The organism is Pseudomonas sp. TMW22089 (genome assembly GCF_022496645.1).
Taxonomy (GTDB): Bacteria; Pseudomonadota; Gammaproteobacteria; order Pseudomonadales; family Pseudomonadaceae; genus Aquipseudomonas; species Aquipseudomonas paraversuta.
The window spans coordinates 99,130-119,521 of the sequence record NZ_SCFG01000002.1 but is presented as its reverse complement, the minus strand read 5'-3'; the positions used below and the strand labels follow the sequence as shown (position 1 = coordinate 119,521).

At 59.0% G+C, this 20,392-nt stretch carries 24 protein-coding genes and 1 riboswitch; of the genes, 16 read left to right on the top strand and 8 right to left on the bottom strand.

The features are described 5' to 3' along the window. Positions 1–45 precede the first annotated feature (45 nt). Both EQV90_RS02920 and EQV90_RS02915 read left to right on the top strand, forming a co-directional pair. Positions 46–540 (top strand): hypothetical protein, encoded by a 495-nt coding sequence (locus EQV90_RS02920; RefSeq protein ID WP_003443766.1) that lies wholly within the window; start codon positions 46–48, stop codon positions 538–540. Between the two features lie 51 nt (positions 541–591). Beyond that, positions 592–879 (top strand): PA4642 family protein, encoded by a 288-nt coding sequence (locus EQV90_RS02915; protein WP_010655567.1) that lies wholly within the window; start codon positions 592–594, stop codon positions 877–879. A gap of 123 nt (positions 880–1,002) precedes the next feature. Here EQV90_RS02915 and mqo read toward each other — a convergent pair whose 3' ends face one another. Next, positions 1,003–2,505: a malate dehydrogenase (quinone) gene (mqo, locus tag EQV90_RS02910; RefSeq protein WP_003443760.1), complete on the bottom strand. Its 1,503-nt coding sequence runs from the start codon at positions 2,503–2,505 to the stop codon at positions 1,003–1,005. A gap of 736 nt (positions 2,506–3,241) precedes the next feature. Beyond that, positions 3,242–3,475, bottom strand: coding sequence for a hypothetical protein (locus EQV90_RS02905; protein ID WP_240877734.1), 234 nt, complete (start codon positions 3,473–3,475; stop codon positions 3,242–3,244). Between the two features lie 159 nt (positions 3,476–3,634). On the opposite strand from EQV90_RS02905, the gene EQV90_RS02900 reads away from it, so the two are divergent. After that, positions 3,635–4,219, top strand: a complete 585-nt coding sequence (locus EQV90_RS02900) for a YajG family lipoprotein (RefSeq protein ID WP_003443754.1) — start codon at positions 3,635–3,637, stop codon at positions 4,217–4,219. 59 nt (positions 4,220–4,278) lie between these two features. On the opposite strand, the gene EQV90_RS02895 is transcribed toward EQV90_RS02900, so the two are convergent. Both EQV90_RS02895 and EQV90_RS02890 read right to left on the bottom strand, forming a co-directional pair. Further along, on the bottom strand, positions 4,279–4,485 hold the full coding sequence (locus tag EQV90_RS02895) for a hypothetical protein (protein WP_003443751.1): 207 nt from the start codon (positions 4,483–4,485) through the stop codon (positions 4,279–4,281). 137 nt (positions 4,486–4,622) lie between these two features. Next, positions 4,623–5,786: a 1-acyl-sn-glycerol-3-phosphate acyltransferase gene (locus tag EQV90_RS02890; protein WP_203009241.1), complete on the bottom strand. Its 1,164-nt coding sequence runs from the start codon at positions 5,784–5,786 to the stop codon at positions 4,623–4,625. Positions 5,787–5,893: 107 nt separating this feature from the next. Between EQV90_RS02890 and EQV90_RS02885 the strand changes: the two genes are divergently transcribed. From EQV90_RS02885 to EQV90_RS02870, 4 genes are read left to right on the top strand one after another with little or no spacing between them, the layout of a single operon-like run. Beyond that, on the top strand, positions 5,894–6,076 hold the full coding sequence (locus EQV90_RS02885) for a CPXCG motif-containing cysteine-rich protein (RefSeq protein ID WP_003443745.1): 183 nt from the start codon (positions 5,894–5,896) through the stop codon (positions 6,074–6,076). Positions 6,077–6,081: 5 nt separating this feature from the next. Beyond that, positions 6,082–6,342: a DUF2007 domain-containing protein gene (locus EQV90_RS02880; RefSeq protein ID WP_003443742.1), complete on the top strand. Its 261-nt coding sequence runs from the start codon at positions 6,082–6,084 to the stop codon at positions 6,340–6,342. A 45-nt stretch (positions 6,343–6,387) separates the two neighbouring features. Then, on the top strand, positions 6,388–7,014 hold the full coding sequence (locus tag EQV90_RS02875) for an SOS response-associated peptidase (RefSeq protein ID WP_003443741.1): 627 nt from the start codon (positions 6,388–6,390) through the stop codon (positions 7,012–7,014). A 34-nt stretch (positions 7,015–7,048) separates the two neighbouring features. Continuing rightward, positions 7,049–7,870, top strand: coding sequence for a M48 family metallopeptidase (locus EQV90_RS02870; RefSeq protein ID WP_127196807.1), 822 nt, complete (start codon positions 7,049–7,051; stop codon positions 7,868–7,870). A 127-nt stretch (positions 7,871–7,997) separates the two neighbouring features. Here EQV90_RS02870 and EQV90_RS02865 read toward each other — a convergent pair whose 3' ends face one another. The 3 genes from EQV90_RS02865 to EQV90_RS02855 all read right to left on the bottom strand — a co-directional run bounded on the left by EQV90_RS02865 (position 7,998) and on the right by EQV90_RS02855 (position 10,839). Then, positions 7,998–8,582 carry a TMEM165/GDT1 family protein gene (locus tag EQV90_RS02865; RefSeq protein ID WP_003443736.1) on the bottom strand — a complete coding sequence of 195 codons (585 nt, stop codon included), beginning with the start codon at positions 8,580–8,582 and terminating at the stop codon, positions 7,998–8,000. 92 nt (positions 8,583–8,674) lie between these two features. Further along, a riboswitch (yybP-ykoY riboswitch) is annotated at positions 8,675–8,794 on the bottom strand. Positions 8,795–8,844: 50 nt separating this feature from the next. Then, positions 8,845–9,843: a class I SAM-dependent methyltransferase gene (locus tag EQV90_RS02860; protein WP_240877733.1), complete on the bottom strand. Its 999-nt coding sequence runs from the start codon at positions 9,841–9,843 to the stop codon at positions 8,845–8,847. 30 nt (positions 9,844–9,873) lie between these two features. Continuing rightward, complete coding sequence (locus EQV90_RS02855; RefSeq protein ID WP_003443731.1) at positions 9,874–10,839, bottom strand: 2-hydroxyacid dehydrogenase; 966 nt, start codon at positions 10,837–10,839, stop codon at positions 9,874–9,876. An 80-nt stretch (positions 10,840–10,919) separates the two neighbouring features. Here EQV90_RS02855 and EQV90_RS02850 point away from each other — a divergent pair, with 80 nt between their 5' ends. From EQV90_RS02850 to EQV90_RS02810, 9 genes are all read left to right on the top strand, one after another. After that, positions 10,920–11,549 carry a LysE family transporter gene (locus EQV90_RS02850; protein ID WP_003443728.1) on the top strand — a complete coding sequence of 210 codons (630 nt, stop codon included), beginning with the start codon at positions 10,920–10,922 and terminating at the stop codon, positions 11,547–11,549. Between the two features lie 179 nt (positions 11,550–11,728). Continuing rightward, complete coding sequence (locus EQV90_RS02845) at positions 11,729–13,489, top strand: DUF1302 domain-containing protein (protein ID WP_003443726.1); 1,761 nt, start codon at positions 11,729–11,731, stop codon at positions 13,487–13,489. A 185-nt stretch (positions 13,490–13,674) separates the two neighbouring features. Beyond that, positions 13,675–14,454 carry an ABC transporter substrate-binding protein gene (locus EQV90_RS02840; protein WP_003443724.1) on the top strand — a complete coding sequence of 260 codons (780 nt, stop codon included), beginning with the start codon at positions 13,675–13,677 and terminating at the stop codon, positions 14,452–14,454. Positions 14,455–14,544: 90 nt separating this feature from the next. Continuing rightward, on the top strand, positions 14,545–15,234 hold the full coding sequence (locus tag EQV90_RS02835) for an ABC transporter permease (RefSeq protein ID WP_003443721.1): 690 nt from the start codon (positions 14,545–14,547) through the stop codon (positions 15,232–15,234). 13 nt (positions 15,235–15,247) lie between these two features. After that, positions 15,248–15,946, top strand: coding sequence for an ABC transporter permease (locus EQV90_RS02830; RefSeq protein WP_003443719.1), 699 nt, complete (start codon positions 15,248–15,250; stop codon positions 15,944–15,946). 10 nt (positions 15,947–15,956) lie between these two features. Beyond that, positions 15,957–17,069 (top strand): succinylglutamate desuccinylase/aspartoacylase family protein, encoded by a 1,113-nt coding sequence (locus tag EQV90_RS02825; RefSeq protein WP_127196793.1) that lies wholly within the window; start codon positions 15,957–15,959, stop codon positions 17,067–17,069. Between the two features lie 17 nt (positions 17,070–17,086). Beyond that, positions 17,087–17,851, top strand: coding sequence for an ABC transporter ATP-binding protein (locus EQV90_RS02820; protein WP_240877732.1), 765 nt, complete (start codon positions 17,087–17,089; stop codon positions 17,849–17,851). Positions 17,852–17,964: 113 nt separating this feature from the next. After that, the gene (locus tag EQV90_RS02815) at positions 17,965–18,873 is read left to right on the top strand and encodes a MurR/RpiR family transcriptional regulator (RefSeq protein ID WP_003443711.1); all 909 of its coding nucleotides are present in this window, start codon (positions 17,965–17,967) and stop codon (positions 18,871–18,873) included. A gap of 179 nt (positions 18,874–19,052) precedes the next feature. Further along, positions 19,053–19,769, top strand: coding sequence for an OmpA family protein (locus EQV90_RS02810; protein WP_003443708.1), 717 nt, complete (start codon positions 19,053–19,055; stop codon positions 19,767–19,769). Between the two features lie 104 nt (positions 19,770–19,873). On the opposite strand, the gene EQV90_RS02805 is transcribed toward EQV90_RS02810, so the two are convergent. Next, positions 19,874–20,308 (bottom strand): DUF1043 family protein, encoded by a 435-nt coding sequence (locus tag EQV90_RS02805; protein WP_003443705.1) that lies wholly within the window; start codon positions 20,306–20,308, stop codon positions 19,874–19,876. Positions 20,309–20,392 lie beyond the last annotated feature (84 nt).

Genomic DNA, 20,392 nt, shown 5'->3' with positions numbered 1-20,392 from the left:
CAGCCCGCATGCTAGAGTGCGGCTCCCTGCGTTCTGGAGCCCTACATGAGTCTTTTACTTCGCTGTGCTGCTCTGAGCCTGATGCTGGCCAGCCTGCCTCTGGTGGCGGCACCCGCCGCTACACCGCCCCTGCATGGGCAGTTCTTGCCTGCCGATGATCTTCAGCTGCGGGCCGGACAGCCCGAGCAACAGCAGTTGATGCTGGTGACCTCGTATTCCGTGGTGCTGGGCAGTCAGCGCCAGTCCAATCAGCAGCCGATTCCCGTAACGTCTCCCTTGTCGGTGCGATTGAAGGGCAAGCCGATGAGTCAGGGGGCGACCGTGCGCCAGGTGCTGATATCGTTCGATGGCGAAAGCAAGAGCCTGAAAAAGCCTGTGTTTGACAGCAAAACCCGGACCTTGAGCCTTTCCTATCCGCAGTCCCAATACCGGGTGGTGATGGATCTGCTGCGCAACGACACGGTCTACTGTCAGTTTTTGACCTATGCCAATGGCCATGTTTGGGCCGACTTGCACACCGGCAGCGTGCGCGCGCGTTGAGCCTTGGGTAAACTGCGGGCCCCGTGAAGTATCAGCAGGCTGGAGTCGGACATGCGTAAAGATAAGAAACAGTTGATTGGTGACGAGATCGGCGATGAGCAGATCAAATTGTTCCTGGACTTCGAGCCCGTGGACGCCACTTCGCCGTCGCTGCACAAACTGATCAAAGCCTATCGTGGTCTGCGCATCGACGATTTCGAGCGTTTCCTGACCTTCTTCAAGGAAGCCGGGTATGACCTGGATGGCAAGGATGAACATGGCCAGACGTTCGTCGAAATCATCAAGGATCAGCGCCACGCTGCCGATTACATCGAGCTCATCGACAACGCCCGCGGTTAACCAGACGAGCGGTCAATGTAGTCGCTGACGAGGTACGAGGCGGCGACCAGGGTGCAAGCATTGTCGAAGCAACAAAAAAGCCCGTCCCCCAAAAGGGGACGGGCTTTTTTTCAGGCGCAGAGGTTACGCGATGCTGGTGGTGGTCGGTTCAACCAGTTCCAGCAACTCGGAGTTGCGGGTGCTGACTTCACGGTACAGCTGAGCATCGGTTTCGAGGACCTTCTCCCGGGCCGGGAAAATTTCCTTGAGCTTGGTCGCCCATTCGCCAGCAGCCTTTTGAGGGAAGCAACGTTCGATCAGGTCGAGCATGATCGAGACAGTTACCGAAGCACCCGGAGACGCGCCCAGCAGAGCGGCCAGCGAGCCGTCCCTTGCTGCAACCAGTTCGGTGCCGAACTGCAGCACGCCACCTTTTTTCGGGTCTTTCTTGATGATCTGTACCCGTTGTCCGGCCACTTCAAGACGCCAGTCTTCGGCTTTGGCCTGCGGGTAGAAGCGACGCAGGGAGTCCAGGCGTTGCTCCATCGACTGACGCACTTCGCTGACCAGGTATTTGGTCAGGTCCATGTTGTCCCGTGCCACAGCGAGCATTGGCCCGATGTTGCCCGGACGAATCGACATCGGCAGATCAAGGAATGAACCGTGTTTGAGGAACTTGGTGGTGAAGCCGGCATAGGGTCCGAACAGCAACGATTTCTTGCCATCCACCACCCGGGTGTCCAGGTGCGGTACTGACATCGGTGGCGAGCCCACTGCCGCCTGGCTGTAAACCTTGGCCTGGTGCAGTTTGACCACTTCAGGGTTATCGCAACGCAACCACTGGCCACTTACCGGGAAGCCACCGTAGCCTTTGCTCTCTTCGATGCCTGAAGCCTGCAGCAACGGCAATGCCGCGCCACCAGCGCCCAGGAATACGAACTTGGCATCGATGTGCCGGGTAGTGCCGCTATTGGTGTCCTTGATGCTCACCGTCCAGCCGCTGCCGTTGCGCTTGAGGCCGGTGACCTTTTTGCTGTACTTGATCTGCGTGTCCGGTGCGCTGCCCAGGTGTTTGAGCAGTTGCTGGGTCAGGGCCCCGAAGTTGACGTCGGTACCCTGCATCACGCGGGTCGCCGAGATGGCCTGGTCCGCAGGGCGGCCCTGCATCATCAACGGCATCCATTCGGCCATTTTGCCTTTGTCTTCGGTGTATTCCATGTCTGAAAACGCGTGGTGCCGGCTCAGCACTTCAAAGCGTTTTTTCAGGAAGGACACGCCTTTTTCGCCTTCGACATAGCTCAGGTGAGGCACCGGGCTAATAAAGGATTTGCAGGAGCCGAAGGTCCCTTTTTGCGCCAGATAGGCCCAAAACTGCTTCGATACCTCGAACTGGGCATTGATATGCACAGCCTTTTTGATATCGATCGAACCATCTGCCGCCTGCGGCGTGTAGTTCAATTCACAAAGGCCAGCGTGACCGGTGCCTGCGTTGTTCCACGGGTTGGAACTTTCCGCGGCACCCGAGTCCATCTGCTCAACAACTTCCAGCTTGAGGCCGGGGTCGAGCTCTTTGAGCAGTACGGCGAGGGTGGCACTCATGATGCCCGCTCCAACCAGTACTACGTCGACTGCTTCGTTATGCGCCATTAACGCGTCTCCAAAATCTACGGCACCAAATTGACGGCATAGCTGCCAGGTCACCCGGGGCATGTTTGAGTCAGGGCCCCGGGTCACTCATGGCCAGGATCGCCATGTCCGATTATTCGCAATTTCTTGCAGCTTCAGCGCACGCTCAGACCAGGGCCTTCAGGGTTCATATGAACGCATTTCAGTACCCGTGAGGCAATTCGACTTAAGGTCTAGAGCGTCCGTTTGTGCAACCAAATCCGTAAGCGGACAGGCTTTCAGTCGTGTGCGCAGTAGCCCGCGACTGTCCTGCTTGGTGAGACTGTTTCAGACGCTAATGGTGCATGTTCAGACGCAAAACTTTTCATTTGCTCGCCACACTCTTGTGAAGTTGTGAAACCCGTTTTTTTTTCACGCTCTTTTGAAGACGTGAACCTCAAAAAAGGGCTGCCGCAAGCCTGGTACCTGACCCGTGAATGGCATGCCGCAAACGGCATAACGGGAAAAAAGCAGTGGCCTGGCCAATGGCAGTTCTGGCAGATCGAGTAAAGGCGGTGGTTTGCGCAGTGAACAGCAAGCTCGCCAGCTTCACATGATCTGTGTGGGCGACTCTCTGTGGGCGGTGCCGGGGAGCTAATACAAGCGCATTAGCGGTGCTGCGAGGCCCGATCAGGAGACGTCCTTATAATCGGGGGGAGATTGTAACGAAGAAACGCGGGCAATTGATCCTGTTAAATGACTTTTATTGGTTCGCCAGTCAAAGACCTAACAGCGGTAGCACCGCCGAACGCGTTGCACGCGAGGGGATACAGGCGCTGGAGGGTAGTACCTGGTGTAACCAGTTGAGGCGGATTTCTTCGATTTCGACCCAGGCATCGCCGACGGGCGGTTGTTTGCATTGCTTGAATGCCTGGCAGCGGCCTGCGCTGTCCAGTCGGGCGAAGCAGCGACGGGGGCGGGTAAAGCTGAGCAGCGACCATAGACTGTTCATGGGCGGGCACCTCGGGAGTCAGTAACGCAAACACTACCGGCATGAGGTGACAGCCCCATGTATCGGTCATGACAAGGGGGTGACAGCAAGCGGCTAGTTAGCAAGTGCAGTGCACCGCTATACTGGCGACCTGTTTTACCCAGTCCTGGAGAGATGAGCATGTTGCAACGCCTGTTGTTCGGTTTGATTACTGTGACCAGTTTGACCCTGGTCGGCTGTGCCCACAGCCCGCAACAACTCAGCCCGCAACCCAAGCTGACCGCGCAACTGGCGCCAGTGGGACGTGGTCAACCGGTGGTGGTGCGTGTGGTGGACGGTCGTCCGGGGCCGACTCTGGGCACCCGTGGCGGCATGTATCCGGAGACCAGCGCGATCAGCGTCAGCAGCGCAGATCTGATCCCCAAGCTGCAAGCCCAGGCCGAAGCGGCTGTGCGTCTGTTGGGCTACACGCCGACGTCCAATGCGATGAATGCGCCAACCCTGACCGTGACCCTGGCCGAACTGAAATATCAGTCGCCCAAGGACACCATGTACGTGACCGAAGCGACCATCGGCGCAACCTTTCGCTCTGATGTGAAAAACGGCGGCCGTACCTATAGTGGCCGTTACGGCGCGTCGCTGGACCAGCGCTTTGGCATGGCACCGAACCAGGAAACCAACACCAAACTGGTGAGTGACGTACTGAGTGATGCCCTGACCCGAGTGTTTAAAGACCCGGCTATTGGTCGTTTGCTCGGCGAGTAATGCCAGTAAGACAAAAAGCCCGGACTCTGTGAGTTCGGGCTTTTTTATGGGCAAAGGTTTCAGGCGGCTTCGGCATACAGTTCAAGCCGGCTGACGCCGGTCAGCAGGTCCAGCTCGGGCAAGTCGGCATGGGTGTGGCCGCTGAGTGCGCAATAGACCAGCCAATGGTGATCCTGGACGTTGAATGCCAGACCTTCGATCAACGCCTGCTGTTCATCGCTGGGAGTGATGAGGTAGAGGCGGTCCTGGTTTTCTGCGTGCAGCATGACAAGCTCCGTGTCGGTGTCGAGGGGCCATAGAGTGACCTCTCTACATGACGATACGGTGACAGCTGAAATTACCCTGTGCCTGCAGGCGCGAGCTCTTGAAATCTCGCGAGACCGCGCCTGCAGCAGAGAAGGGGTTACAGAGGCAGGCCGGCCTTGACCCGATACTGGTTACGTACCGGCATCGCATACTGCAACACCAGATACGGCCGGTGTTCAACAGGGCAGGCGTCCATGCGGCGTTGCCATTCTTCCTGGGCCTTGGCCAGTTCTTCGGCAGGGAATACTTGCGCAGCCAGTGGAACCTGCAGTTGCGGGTCGGCATCACTCCATTGTGCGTACGCCAGGTAGTGCGCCGGGAACAGGCGATAGCCGCTCAGAATGTGCCGGTCCATTTCGCTGGCCAGCAATTTGCTGTCCTCGAATGGCTCGCTGACAGGTGTCGAAAAGTTAACGTGCACACGGCCCTTGTAGCCGGTAATGCCGTTGGCAATGCTGGTGTCGTCTTCGCCCGCAGCCTTGCTGTAAGTGCCCGTGGTGGCGCGTATGTACAGCTCGCGAGCCTTGGCCTGGTCACAGGGGTCGTATTCGTAGCTGATGGACACCGGAGTCAGGTTCAGTGACTGAATAACCTCGGCAAACGGCTCGTTTTTACGGCTCATATGGAACATTTTCAGAATCGCCGAATCAGTACGGTCATCACCGTCCTTGGCGCGGCCTTCAGCCTGTGCAATCCAGATCGACTGGCAGTCGTTGCGAATCGAATGGTTGATATAGGCCGACAGCAACTGATACGCCGCCAGCTTTTCACGGCGGCCGGTGATCGAGCGATGCACGATGAAGCTCTTGTTGAGGCGCATCAGATCGCTGACAAAGGGTTTTTGCAGCAGGTTGTCGCCAATGGCGATCCGCGGTGTTGGCAGGCCAGCGTGATAAACCGCGTAGTTGACGAAGGCCGGGTCCATCACGATATCGCGGTGGTTGGCCAGAAACAGATAGGCATTGCCGGCCTTCAACTGCTCGACGCCGGTGTAGGTCACACCGTCGGTTGCGTTTTCGATGGTGCGGTCGACATAGACTTCGACCTTGTCCTGTAAGGTGGCGACAGAAGTAACGCTGGCGAACTCTTTACGCAGACGATGCGCTATAAGGGGTTTTAACAACCAGCCGAAAGCGCCGGCCAGGCGCGGAAAGCGAAAGTGGGTCAGGATATCTAGAAACGCCTTGTCGCCGAGCAGCCGGGCCAGCACTGCTGGGACTTCTGCGTCGTCGTAAGGTCGGATGGTATCGAATTCGCCCATCATGCTCTCTTGTTGGAAACGGCTAGGGTTAGTACACAGGGCAGGACAAAAATAATAGCCCTGCAAATAGACGGCGATTATACGCACAAGTCACTCTGGAGACCGCGATGCTTGAGACTGAACACTACGATTGCCCGTATTGCGGTGAGGTGGCTGAAGCCGTGCTCGACCTCTCGGGTGGCGATCAGACCTACGTTGAAGATTGCCCCGTGTGTTGCCGGCCGATTGTGTTCCATCTTCAAACCGACGGTCAGGAGTGGATGCTTGATGTGCGTAGCGAGAACGAGTGATCACCATGCGCCGCATCTACGAGCCCCAGAATCTGATGGAAGCCGAGCTATTGCTGGGCATGCTTGCCAGTGAAGGGGTAGAGGCCCGACTGGACGGGGCTGATCTGGTCGGGGGGACCGGCGAGTTGCCGGCGCTCGGGTTGCTGGGGTTGACGGTGGCCGATGATCAGGCGCAATACGCGCGCCAGTTGATCGATGCGTACAATGCGGCGTCACCCGTGGCGGGCGATGAGCCTGAAAGCTTCCCGGATGTACTGATCTGCTGATCAGTGAATATTTTTTGCATCTATATAGAAGAGTTGTGCTGCCCCATGTGTGGACGTTTTGCCCTGTTTCGCTGGAACCCTGCATTTGCAGCCTTGCCCGGTTTTCCGGCGGATCAGCAGGCCCAGTGGAACATTTCACCCAATGACTCGGTATTGATCCTGCGTGCCGGTGCCGAACCCGGCCAGCGTGAACTGGCGCGGGCACGCTGGGGGCTGACCCCGCCGTGGCTGACTGACCTGTCGCGCACCCCGGCCCATGCCCGGGCCGAAACCGTGGCCGAGCAACCGATGTTTCGCGATGCCCTGCGCCAGCGCCGCTGCCTGATCCCGGCCAACGGTTTTTACGAATGGCGTGGGACCACGCGTAAAAGACCCTACTGGCTGACGCCGGGTGAGGGCGCTTCGCTGTTTTTTGCCGGCATCTGGGAGGCCTATCCGGTCGAGGGGCATGTGTGGCTCAGTACTGCGGTGATTACTCAGGCCGCCGCCAGTCAGCGTCGACCGCTGATTCTGGATGAGGCCGGGCAGCAGGCCTGGCTCGACCCTGAAACCCCGCTGCAGGACCTTCAGGCATTGCTCGCCAGCCCGCAAACGCCATTGCGCGAACGGCCGCTGGCCAATCTGGTCAATGATCCAAAACTTAATGCGCCCGAGTGTCTGACACCGGGTTGAGATACGATGCGCGCCATGTTTATGGAGAGTCATGATGGGTAAGTTAGCGGTAGTGTGCGCGGTGGGCGCCGGGGTATTGCTCGCAGGTTGCCAGGCGGTGAACACCACCAGTGGCGGCGCGGTAGGGGTTGAGCGCAAGCAGTACATGTTCAGCATGCTGTCGAGTCAGCAAGTGGATCAGATGTATGCGCAGTCGTACCAGCAGACTGTCACCGAGGCCAGCAGCAAAGGCGCACTGGACAAAACCAGCGCCAACGCCAAGCGTTTGCAAGCCATTGCCAACCGCCTGGTTGCCCGGGCGCCGTTTTTTCGTCCGGATGCCGCGCAATGGAACTGGGAGGTCAATCTGATCAAGAGCGACGAGCTCAACGCCAACTGTGGCCCGGGCGGCAAGATCATTTTCTATAGCGGGATCATTGATCAGCTCAAGCTCAGCGACGACGAAATCGCCGCCATCATGGGCCATGAAATTGCCCACGCCTTGCGCGAGCACGGGCGTGAATCCATGTCCAAAGCCTATGGCATCGAGATCGCCAAACAGGGCGCGGGTGCGTTGTTGGGCCTGGGCCAGGACAGCCTGCAACTGGCCGATACCGTGGTCAACTACAGCCTGACGCTGCCCAACAGCCGCAGCAACGAAAACGAAGCCGACCTGATCGGCCTTGAGCTGGCTGCCCGGGCGGGTTACAACCCGAATGCAGCGATTACCCTGTGGCAGAAAATGGCCGCGCAAGCGCAAGATGCGCCGCCGGAATTCATGAGCACCCACCCGGCGTCCAGCAGCCGGATTGCGGCATTGCAAGCGGCGATCCCCAAGGTGATGCCGCTGTATGAGCAAGCGCCGAAGACCCAGTAGGGTTAAGACCGCAGTGTTCCCATAGCCGGCAAGCCAGCTCCCACAATTCAGACCGCCTTGTGGGAGCCTGGCTTGCCGGCGATTGCATTGGCCTGCATCGCAGAACGCCTGCAGGGATCAGTGGCCGTTACAGCCAGCCGCTGATCACCATCGCCTTGTACACCGCCACTATGGCCAGCACGAAGAACGCGGTCGCGGCCAGTCGGCGAATCAGGGTCAATGGCAGTTTGTCGGCCGCAAAGTTACCCGCCAGCACCACCGGCACGTTGGCAATCAGCATGCCCAGGGTGGTACCGATAATCACCAGCCACAAATCCGGGTATTGCGCCGCCAGCATCACGGTCGCAACCTGGGTCTTGTCACCCATTTCAGCGATGAAGAATGTAATCAGCGTGGTGATGAAGGGGCCGTATTTGCGGGCTGTACTGGCCTCGTCGTCGTCCATCTTGTCCGGGACCAGAGTCCACAGGGCCGTGGCGGCAAAGCTCGCGGCGAGCACCCAGTGCAACATCACATCGGTGAAGAAGGTGCTGAACCAGGCGCCCACGGCACCGGCTGCCGCATGGTTGGCGAGGGTTGCCACCACGATGCCGGCGATGATCGGCCAGGGTTTGCGAAAGCGTGCGGCGAGAATCAGCGCGAGCAGTTGCGTCTTGTCACCGATTTCGGCCAAGGCAACGATTGCTGTAGGAACGAGTAAGGAATCGAGCATCATCAGGTAGTTTTCCAGGGGCGGGTCGACACGGCTATGACACGTACAGCCTTCCCGCCCCGGGTAAGGTGTTCGTGTCATAGGTCTTGTCAAACCCCGGTCCGTCTGTGCGGACACCTGGGTCGCATGCACCATGGTCTGTTGACCAAGTATGTTGACGCATGCCGGACGAGCGCGAGGCTCGTGGGAGACTACTCCCCTAGGACGGAGCGGATTTTGCCTAGGCAAATCCGATCCGGCAAGCCCTTATTGCGCTTTTCTGTCAGCGGCGTTTGGCGCTGTAAATCCGGAAACCCTGACCTTGCGCCTTGACTGTGCAGTGGCCGAACTGCTCTTCGATCAGCGGCTGGTAGCGCAGGAAGCTATTGGCTACAAGACGAAGTTCGCCACCTGTTTTCAGATGTTTGACTGCTTTTTGCAGCAAGTTTTCTGTGGCGTGGTAATCGGTATGAACCCCGACGTGAAACGGCGGATTGCTCAAAATCGAGTTCAGGCCCATGGGCGCCGCATCAATGCCATCGCCGGTAATGACCTCGGCTTCCAGACCGTTTGCGGCAAGGGTCAGACGACTGCTGGCGGTGGCAAAGGCATCGACATCGAGCAGGGTGACGTTGTTATGCGGGTAGCGGCGCTTGACTGCGGCTCCCAGCACCCCGGCACCGCAGCCGAAGTCCAGCACGTGGCCGCTGGGCAGTTTGTCCAGGTGCTCCAGCAACAGGGCGCTGCCCCGATCCAGGCGGCCATGGCTGAACACACCCGGCAGGCTGACGACTTTCAACGGGCCTTCGGCCAGCGGCAGTTCGTAATGCTGGGCGAGGTCGGCGAGCACCGGTGCGGCCGGGGCGTTGACCACAGTGACTTGCCACAGCTGGCAATGACGCGCGCTGTCGAGCTTGCGCGGCTTGCCAAACGGAACCAGTTGCTTGGATGCGCCTTCGATTCCGCCCTTCTTTTCGCCCACCAGAAATACGTCCGCACCGGGCAGGCGAGCCGCCACGGCGTTGAGCAGATAATCAGCCAGTTCCTTGGACTTGGGCAGAAACACCACGGCGGTGTCGAAGCTGCGCTCAGGCAGCTCGATGCCGAAATGCACCCGTCCTTCAAAGCGCGCATCCAGGGTGGCCTGGTCGCCGGCGCGCCAGCACCAGCCGTGGGCATTTGGCAGTTCGCCGAGCAATTCGTCAGCCGGTAATCCTACCAACAGCAACGAGCCCTGAAAGTATTCAGGCTGACGAAGCAGTACTTCACTGCGCGGATCCATAATCTGCTCCTCAAAAAGGGCCGCAGTCTATCAACTGACGACCCGCAGCGCTGTACCGTTAAAGAATGCTTCGGCGTTTTGCGTCAGTTGGCCGACGATCCGCTGGCGCGCTTCACGACTGCCCCAGGCGCTGTGCGGAGTAATGATCAGGCGCGGGATGTCATGGGCAAGCAGCGGGTTGCCGTCGCGCGGCGGTTCGACGCTCAGTACGTCGGTGGCCGCGCCGCCCAGATGGCCGCTGCGCAGCGCATTGGCCAGGGCCAGTTCATCAATCATGCCGCCGCGGGCAGTGTTGACCACAAAGGCCCCCGGCTTGAGCAGTGCCAGTTCACGGGCGCCGATAAAATTGCGAGTGTGTTCATTGAGCGGGCAGTGAAAGGTCAGGGCGTCGACCTGTGGCAGCAACTCATCCAGTGGCAGCCGGTCGGCTCGGGCCGGACGGCCGGGGATCTGGCCCAGCAAGACGCGCATGCCAAAGGCTTCGGCCAGCCGGGCCACGGCGCTGCCCAGTTCACCGTGACCGAACAGGCCCAGGGTCTTGCCTTCGAGTTCGACAATCGGGAAGTCCAGCAAGCAGAACTGCCTGGCCTGTTGCCACTGGCCCGCAGTCACGGCTTTGTTGTAGTCGACAAGGCGGGTGGCCAGTGCCAGCAACAGCCCCAGAGTGTGCTGGGCCACCGAGGGCGTGCCGTAGCCCTGGCAGTTGGCGACGGTAATGCCGCGTGCGCGTGCGGCTTCAAGGTCAACGTTATTGGTGCCGGTGGCCGCCACCAGAATCAGCTTCAGCTCGGGGCAGGCCGCGAGGGTTCGGGCATTGAGCTGGATTTTATTGCTGATGGCCACGCTGGCGCCTTGCAGACGTTCGATCAGGTTATCGGCGTCGGTGTCCGACCACAGCTGCAACTCGCTGAAACACTGGCGCAGAGGGGCAAGGTCGAGGTCGCCCAGATCCAGTGAGGTGTGATCCAGGAATACTGCGCGCTGAGTGTTCGTCATCAACTGTACCTTTTGTGCTGTCGAGTGAAGGCGTAATGTGGCGAGCCTAACAGAAGAAACAATTTGTAATGGAGCCGTGCATGTACTGGACAGAATTTTTGACCGTTGCCCTGATTCACTTGCTGGCCGTGGCCAGCCCCGGGCCCGACTTTGCTGTGGTGGTGCGTGAAAGCGTGACTCACGGCCGTCGCGCCGGGATGTTTACCGCCTTCGGTGTGGGCACGGCAATTTTCGTCCATGTCGGCTATTCGCTGCTGGGGATCGGGATCATTGTCTCGCAGTCGATTGTGTTGTTTAACGCCCTCAAATGGCTGGCAGCTGCCTACCTGCTGTACATCGGGATCAAGGCATTGCGCGCCAGGCCTGCTGATCCGGCAGCCGTGGCTGCTTCTTTGCCGGTTGGCGAGCGCACTGCGCGCGGAGCCTTCACTTCGGGCTTTGTAACCAATGGCCTGAACCCTAAAGCCACGCTGTTTTTCCTGTCGTTGTTTACCGTGGTCATCAATCCGCATACGCCACTGTCCATTCAGGCCGGGTATGGCGTGTACCTGGCGGTCGCGACGGGGCTGTGGTTTTGCATGGTTGCGATGTTGTTCAGCCATCAGCGCGTGCGCACCGGCTTTGCACGCATGGGCCACTGGTTTGATCGCACCATGGGCGCGGTGCTGGTCGCCCTGGGTGTGAAGCTTGCGTTCACTGAGATGAATTGATTTTTCGTATCGCTCCATGGGCCCACCCCGGCTAGCGGGAACGCTGCAGGGGCTGGCTTGGCCGCAACGCGAGCCAGCCAGTTGGCCACAGGTTTGGCGTTGCGCCACCGGCGATCTTGTCAATTTCTGGTTTTCCTTCATCCTTGCGGCTCATTGTGCGTGCCCTCGGAGAAGTATCGATGTCCTCAGTCAACCGGTTCTGGCGCCAGGTCAAACTGCCACTGGCAGTCAGCCTTGTCTCGACGCTCGCCGGGCCCGCCTGGGGCGTGAGCTTTAACATAGGCGAGATCGAAGGCCAGATCGATTCCGAACTGTCCATTGGCGCCAGCTGGTCCACGGCCAAGGCCGATCGCAAGCTGATCGGCGCCAACAACGGCGGCAAGGGGCAATCGCAAATCTCGGATGATGGCCGCCTCAACTTCAAGCGCGGCGAAACCTTCTCCAAGATTTTTACCGGCATCCACGGGCTGGAGCTCAAGTACGGCGACAGCGGTGTGTATGTCCGGGGCAAGTATTGGTACGACTTTGAACTGCAGGATGACAGTCGTCCCTTCAAACCAGTCAGCGACAGTGGGCGCAAAGCCTCGGCCCAGTCTGCCGGAGCCCAGTGGCTGGATGCCTACGCCTATCACAACTACGCCATTGCCGATCAGCCCGGGGCCGTGCGCCTGGGCAAACAGGTGGTCAACTGGGGTGAGAGCAGCTTTATCGGTGGCGGGATCAATGCCATCAACCCGACAGATGTCGCGGCGTATCGGCGACCGGGCACTGAATACAAAGACGGACTGGTGCCGGTCAATCTGTTCTACATTTCGCAAAACCTCACCGACAACCTCTCGGCCCAAGCCTTTTATCAACTGGACTGGGAGCAGTCAGAAACCGATAACTGCGGAACATTTTTCTCCCAGTCCGACGTAACCGCCGACGGTTGTGACGGCAATTATCGAGTGATGAGCAAACGTTCGGCACTGAATGTGGCGGACCTTTCAGCCCTGACGTCGGCGGGTGTCGATGTGAACGGCGAGGGCGTGCTGGTGCGTCGTGGTGCTGATCGCGATGCGCGCAACAGCGGGCAGTTCGGCGTGGCCATGCACTACGTGTTCGAGCCGCTGGACACCGATTTCGGCGCCTACTTCATGAACTACCACAGCCGCGATCCGATCCTCAGCGGGCGTGCAGCATCGCAGTCGGCCTACGACTCGGCCTCGGCTGCAGGCGCTCTGGCGCCGATGATCGTCGCCGGTAACTCCAGTTACTACGTCGAGTATCCCGAGGATATCCGCCTGTACGGCCTGAGCTTCGCCACCACCTTGTCCACAGGCTCGGCATGGAAAGGTGAACTGAGTTATCGGCCCAATGCGCCGGTACAGCTCAACAGCAATGATCTGCTGTACGCCAATGTGACCCTGTTGCCGGGACTGGCCGCTGCATCGCCGCTGAGCGTTACTCCGGGTGCCGATTCCCAGGGCTATCGGCGCAAGGAGATCACTCAGTTTCAGACCTCTCTGACCCATGTCTTCGACAATGCCATGGGAGCTGACCGGCTGACCTTGATCGGTGAGGTTGGCGTGAGCCACGTGGCCGGTCTCGGCGGCAGTTTGCGCTACGGGCGTGATCCGGTATTTGGTAGCGACGGCAACGACGGCTTCACCACGGCTAATTCATGGGGCTATCGCGCACGTGCCGTATGGGCCTACAACAACGTGTTTAACAGCCTCAACCTGAAGCCGAATCTGGCCTGGTCCCACGATGTCAGCGGCTATTCGCCGGGCCCCGACAATACCTTTGCTGAAGGGCGCAAGGCAGTGAGCATGGGCATTGATGCCGAGTACCAGAACACCTACACCAGCAGCCTTTCATACACCAATTTCTTTGGTGGGCGTTACAGCACGGTCAGCGACCGGGACTTTATGACGCTCACGGTGGGGGTGAAGTTTTAAGCCGCAGCTCAGAGCCCGTGGAGAAGGGGTTGGCTGGCGCTTTTTGATATAAATATTTTCACTTTGTTGATTTCTGAAATAATACGTGTCATCTATAGCCGCACACAGTCGACGGACTGATCCTGCGCGCCAGCTTGGATGGCAAGTGTTTCTTCACCCCCGAACGCCCTTCAGGAGTCAATAATTTGAACAAGACAGTACTTCTAGGTGCACTGGCCCTGTGCGCTTTCAGCTTTGTGGCCCGCGCCGATGACGCGCCTCTGCGTATTGGTATCGAAGCGGCCTACCCACCGTTTTCGATGAAAACCCCTGAAGGTGAGATCAGCGGTTTTGACTACGACATTGGCAACGCGCTGTGCGAGGAGATGAAAATCAAATGCACCTGGGTGGTCCAGGAGTTCGACGGCATGATTCCTTCGCTCAAAGTGCGCAAGGTTGATGCGGTGCTGTCTTCCATGTCGATTACCGAAGACCGGCTCAAGTCCGTCGATTTCAGCAAAAAGTACTACCACACGCCCGGCAAGTTCGCGATGAAGGCGGGCACTGTGATCAACGATCCGCTGGTGGATCTCAAGGGCAAACGTGTCGGGGTGCAGCGCTCTTCGACCTATGACCGCTTTGCCACCCAAAAGCTTGAGACGGCCGGGGTCGTGGTGGTGCGCTACTCGACCCAGAGTGAAGCCTTCCTCGATCTGGTCTCGGGCCGTCTGGATGCCACGCTCGCCGATATCATCTACACCGATGAAAGCTTTATCAAAACCCCGCTGGGCCAGGGATACGCCCTGGTCGGACCGGATATCAACGACCCTGCCTTCTTCGGCCGGGGCGCAGGCATCGCTGTGCGTAAAGGCGACACGGCCAACGCCGAACGCCTGAATGCCGCCATTGATGCAATCCGCGCCAACGGCAAGTACGAACAAGTGATGACCAAGTACTTCACGTACGACATCTACGGTCAAAGGTAAGTCAACCCGTATCCCTGATGCGGCTCCCCCGGTGGGAGTCGCCGGGGCTTGTCTCGCGCGTTTTTTGGCGCTCGCTTGAGGAACTTCATCATGCTCCACGGCTACGGATCGAGCATTCTCGAGGGTGCCTGGCTGACCGTAAATCTGGCTCTGACCGCCATGGCCCTGGCCATTGTCCTGGGACTGATTGGCGCGACGCTGCGCTTGTCACCGATCAAGTGGCTGGCACGGCTGGGAGAGGTCTATACCACCCTGATTCGCGGTATTCCGGATCTGGTACTGATTCTGCTGATTTTCTATGGCGGTCAGGATCTGGTGAACCGCATCGCTATGGCCCTGGGCTCCACGGACTATATCGATATCAACCCCTTTGTCGCGGGGGTCTGCACCATGGGCTTCATCTTTGGTGCCTATCTCTCGGAAACCTTTCGCGGTGCATTTATGGCCATCCCCAAAGGCCAGATCGAGGCGGGGCTGGCGTATGGCATGGGCAGCGCCCAGGTGTTCTGGCGAATTCTGGTACCGCAGATGGTCCGTTTCGCACTGCCGGGGTTCACCAATAACTGGCTGGTGCTGACCAAGTCCACTGCGCTGATCTCGGTCATTGGCTTGCAGGACATGATGTTCAAAGCCAAAAGCGCAGCAGATGCGACCCATGAACCCTTTACGTTTTTTCTCGCCGTGGCGGGGCTGTATCTGATGCTGACCAGCGTGTCATTGCTGGTGCTGCGCTTTCTGGGACGACACTACTCGGTCGGCATAAAAGCCGCTGAGTTGTGATTGGGAGCACCTCATGATTCTTGATTACAACCTGATCTGGGAAAACCTGCCGCTGTATTTCGGTGGCGCGCTGATAACCCTCAAGGTACTGCTGATTTCCCTGTTCTTTGGCCTGGTGCTGGCGATTCCGCTGGCGCTGATGCGAGTCTCGCGATCGCCTTTGATCAACTTTCCGGCCTGGCTCTACACCTATGTCATTCGTGGCACGCCGATGCTGGTGCAGCTGTTTCTGATCTATTTCGGGCTGGCGCAGTTTGAAGCCGTGCGCCAGAGCGTGTTTTGGCCATACCTGTCCAGCGCCACCTTTTGTGCGTGCATGGCGTTTGCGATCAATACCAGTGCCTACAGCGCGGAACTGCTGGCGGGCAGTCTGAAGTCCATCCCCTATGGCGAGATCGAAGCGGCCAAAGCCATGGGCATGTCGCGAGTGACTTTGTATCGGCGGATTCTCCTGCCTTCGGCCCTGCGCCGGGTGTTGCCGCAGTACAGCAACGAAGTGCTGATGATGATGCAGACCACGAGCCTGGCGTCGATTGTCACCCTCGTCGATATCACCGGGGCCGCCCGTACGGTCAGTGCACGTTATTACCTGCCGTTTGAAGCGTTCATTACCGCGGCGGTTTTCTATCTGGTGCTGACCTTTATTTTGACCCGTCTGTTCAAGCTGGCCGAGCGCCGCTGGCTGGCGTATCTGGCACCGCGCAAATACTGAGGGGCGTGTTATGGAACACATTAAATACCTGTTGCCGTGGAGCGCCTCGGGCACTGAGCGCCACCTGTCCCTGTTTCGTTTTGGCCAGGGCACGCGCAAGGCCTACATCCAGGCCTCGCTGCACGCGGACGAGCTGCCGGGGATGCGCGTTGCGGTGGAGCTCAAGCGTCGCCTGCTGGAGCTTGAGGGGCAAGGCCGGTTGAACGGGGTGATCGAGCTGGTGCCGATGGCCAACCCCATCGGCATTGCCCAGATGTTTCAGGCGACCCACCAGGGGCGCTTTGAGTTTTCCAGCGGCAAGAATTTCAATCGTGACTTCCCAGTGCTGGCAGACGGCGTGGCTGAGCGGGTGGCCGGCCAGTTGGGTGGCGATGCCGAGGCCAACACACTGCTCATCCGCCGGGCCATGCTCGATGTGCTGAGTGAGCAGCCAGCCCCGGCCTCGGAGCTCGATGGCTTGCGTTGCCTGTTGCTGCGCCATGCCTGTGACGCCGATGTGGTACTGGATCTGCACTGTGATTTCGAGTCGATCATGCTGCTGTACGCCTTGCCGCAAAACTGGCCGCGCTTGCGCTCGCTGGCCGCGCGTTTGCGCGCCGGGGTGGCCCTGTTGGCAGAGGATGCGGGGGGCAGTGCGTTTGATGAAGCCTGTGCGCTGCCCTGGTTGCACCTGGCCGAGCGCTTTCCCGAGGCTGAGATTGCCCTGGGCTGTATCGCCACCACCATTGAACTGCGCGGCATGGCGGATACCGAGTCGGGGCCATGCGTGGAGAGTGCGGAGGCGATTCTCGGCTATCTCGCCGAGCAAGGGCTGATCAGCGGTGCATGGCCGGACGCCCCGGTTCACAGCTGTGAGGCCATGCCGTTTGCGGGTGCCCAGTACGCCTATGCACCGCATCCGGGGGTTGTGAGCTTTATCCAGCCGCTGGGGGCGCGGGTCAAAGCGGGCGATCCGCTGTTTGAAGTGATGGACCCGCTGACTGATCGCCACAGTGTGGTGCGTGCCAGTACCGACGGCATCCTCTATGCCCGTGAACGCCTGCGCTTTGCCCAGCCCGGTTTGTGGCTGGCCAAAGTTGCCGGCAATACCCTTATTCGCCAAGGTCGCTTGCTTAGCGACTGATCCCGAGAGTGGATGTCATGTACAAACTTGAAGTTCAGGATTTGCACAAAAGCTACGGCTCCCATGAAGTGCTCAAGGGCGTTTCGTTGCAGGCGAAGGCCGGGGATGTGACCAGTATCATCGGTTCCAGTGGTTCCGGGAAAAGTACGTTCTTGCGGTGCATCAACCTGCTGGAGCAACCCAGCGGCGGCAGTATCGTGCTCGACGGCGAACCGCTCAAACTGATCAGTAGCAGGCGGGGAGGGCTTGAGGCGGCAGATCCGAAACAGTTGCAGCGCATGCGGTCGCGACTGTCGATGGTGTTTCAACATTTCAATCTGTGGTCGCACATGAATGCTCTGGAAAACGTCATGGAGGCCCCGGTGCACGTGCTCGGCATGGGCAAGGGCGAAGCGCGGAACAGGGCCGAGCATTACTTGAACAAGGTCGGCGTGGCGCACCGCATGCGCGCCTGGCCGGCCCATATGTCCGGCGGTGAACAGCAGCGTGTGGCGATTGCCCGGGCCCTGGCCATGGAGCCGGAAGTGATGCTGTTCGACGAGCCGACTTCGGCCCTGGATCCTGAGTTGGTGGGGGACGTGCTCAAAGTGATGCAGGATCTGGCGCAGGAGGGGCGGACCATGGTGGTGGTCACTCACGAAATGGGCTTTGCCCGTGAGGTTTCCAACCAGCTTGTGTTCCTTCATCAGGGTGTGGTTGAAGAGCGTGGCGACCCGCGCAAGGTGCTGGCCAATCCTCAGTCTGAACGCCTGCAGCAGTTTCTTTGCGGCAGTTTGAAATAGCCGGCGACCGCTTCGGATACACTTCGGGGCGTCACAAGTCGACGCAGTGTCTACTGCACGGACCGGCTTTGGGCGCCACCCCTTTTTTATCCACAGGGAATGTTGAGCCGGATATGCCAAGCCCATCCAAAGACACCACGATTTATGCCGCCGCGGTCATGCGCAAGCTGGCAGAGATCGTGCCCGAGTTGCAGCCTTCATTGCGCAAGGTCGCCGATTTTATCCTGCGTCATCCGCTGCGTGCCGCGACCCTGACGATTGAGGAAATGGCCCACGAGACCAGCACCTCGCCAGCGGCGGTCAATCGCCTGGCCAAAGCCCTGAATCTGGGCGGGTACAGCGGCATGAAGGCCGAGCTGGTGGCAACACTGCAACAAGTGGTGTCTCCGGTGGACAAGCTGCGTAACGAACTGGCCCATCGTCCGGACGGGGCGTTTGGCCTGCATGAACAAATTCAAAGTGCCAGCAGCAACCTGGCCACGGCCGCGACCAGCAATCATCCGGACACCTTTGAAGCCTTTGTGAATCACCTGGTCAAGGCGCGCAAGATTTACATCCTGGGCTTCGGTAACAGTGTCTATTTCGCGGGCCTGGCGGCCTCGACCCTGATTCCGTTTTGTGCCGATGCCACGGCTATCAGCATGGAAGGCGGTAACGAAAACGCCGCCTATCGACTGGCTGCGATTACTGATCAGGATGTTTTACTGGCGATCTCTCTGCCGCGGTATTCCATCGACACCCTGCAACTTTCCCGCTTCGCCAGCGAGCGCGGTGCCACGGTGCTGGCCATTACCGACTCACCTGCCTCGCCTCTGAGCAGCATTGCCCGGCATGTGCTGTTTGCCCCGGCCGACCATCCGGTGCTGACCAGCTCCAGCATCGCAGTACTTGCCTTGATCGAAGGACTGGTGGCGGGGGTCATGGCGCGGAACAAGGAGGCGGTCAAACTGGCGACAGAACTGACAGAGAGCGTCATGTCTTACCTGCATATTCCTGTGGGCAGTAAATTGACTAAAAAGTAATCAGCGATGCCGGTGTGGGCAGGGCATATCTATTTGTGGGCAGGCGATCGGACGACTATCGTTTATGGAACACGAATATTGGCGGCCTGAGGAATTTTTACCGCTGGTCGCGTTCCAACGCCCACAGAGGTCTAATGCCAACGACCTTTGCCTCCAGAAAGACTGACAGGAGCTTCACCATGTTCACCTCGCGTCGTTTGATTATTGCCGCAAGTGCTATCGCCTTGCTGGCAGGCTGCGCCTCGCCCAACCCATATGACAATCAAGGCCAGGCCTCTTCGGGCATGAGCAAAACCGCTACCTATGGTGGTCTTGGGGCGTTGGCCGGTGCCGTTGCCGGTGCTGCCATCGACCATAACAACCGTGGCAAGGGTGCATTGATCGGTGCCGCAGTGGCAGGTCTGGGGGCCGCAGGTTACGGCTACTACGCAGACAAGCAGGAAGCTGCGTTGCGCGCGAGTACGGCCAACACCGGGATTGAAGTTCAGCGTCAGGGCGACAACATTACCCTGGTGATGCCGGGCAACATTACGTTTGCCACCAGCTCGGCGAACATTGCTCCCAGCTTCTATCAGCCGTTGAACAACCTGGCGAACTCGCTGAAGCAGTTCAACAACCAGAACCTGATTCAGATCGTCGGCTATACGGACAGCACCGGGAACTACAACTACAACATGCAGTTGTCCCAGCAGCGTGCGCAAAGCGTGGCGACCTATCTGACGTCCCAGGGTGTCAGCGGTCAGTACCTGTCGGTCAGCGGTAAAGGCCCGGCCGACCCGATTGCCAGTAACGCCACGCCTGATGGCCGTGCTCAGAACCGCCGCGTGCAGATCACCCTGGCACCGATTCCGGGCGTGAACTACCAGCAGCAGGGGCAAGTTCAGCAGTACCCGTAAGACCCAGGTCTTGCAGGTGCCGCAGGCATTTGCTGGCAGCATAAAAAAAGCCCCGTGATCCTTACCGATCACGGGGCTTTTTGTTGAGCGCTTTACCGGATGAATTACTTCTTCAGGCCGTAATGCTCATCGAGCATGCCGGGGGCGTTCGGGGTTTTTGGCGCGTAGTCCAATGGTGGCTCAGTGCTGTGCGGCGGGGTGATGCGCTCGCGATGCGGTTGAGGGACATCAGAGTGCAGAGCGGCCAGCAGACGTTGGCGAGTTTGCTCGTCCAGGGCCAAACGGTTGGCGCCCTCGGCGAGGTGGTCTTGTACGTCCTGGTAGCTCTGAGTGAGTTTTTTCACCAGATTGGCGGTGCTGTTGAAGTGGGTAACCACTTCACTTTGATAACTGTCAAAACGTTTCTGAATGTCGTCCAGCTGACGCTGCGTGCTGTTAGGCGCGGCATTAGGCAGCAGACGCGCGATCAGAAAACCAATGGCGACACCTGCAACCAGGGCTAGAGTCGGCAATAACCAAATCAAGAGCGAGTGTTCCACGAGTCCTTCCTCTATAAACGGCTTTGCTTTACGTTAACGGCTCGGACCTGCGCTGTATACCGCGATGCACTCGCAAATATGCCA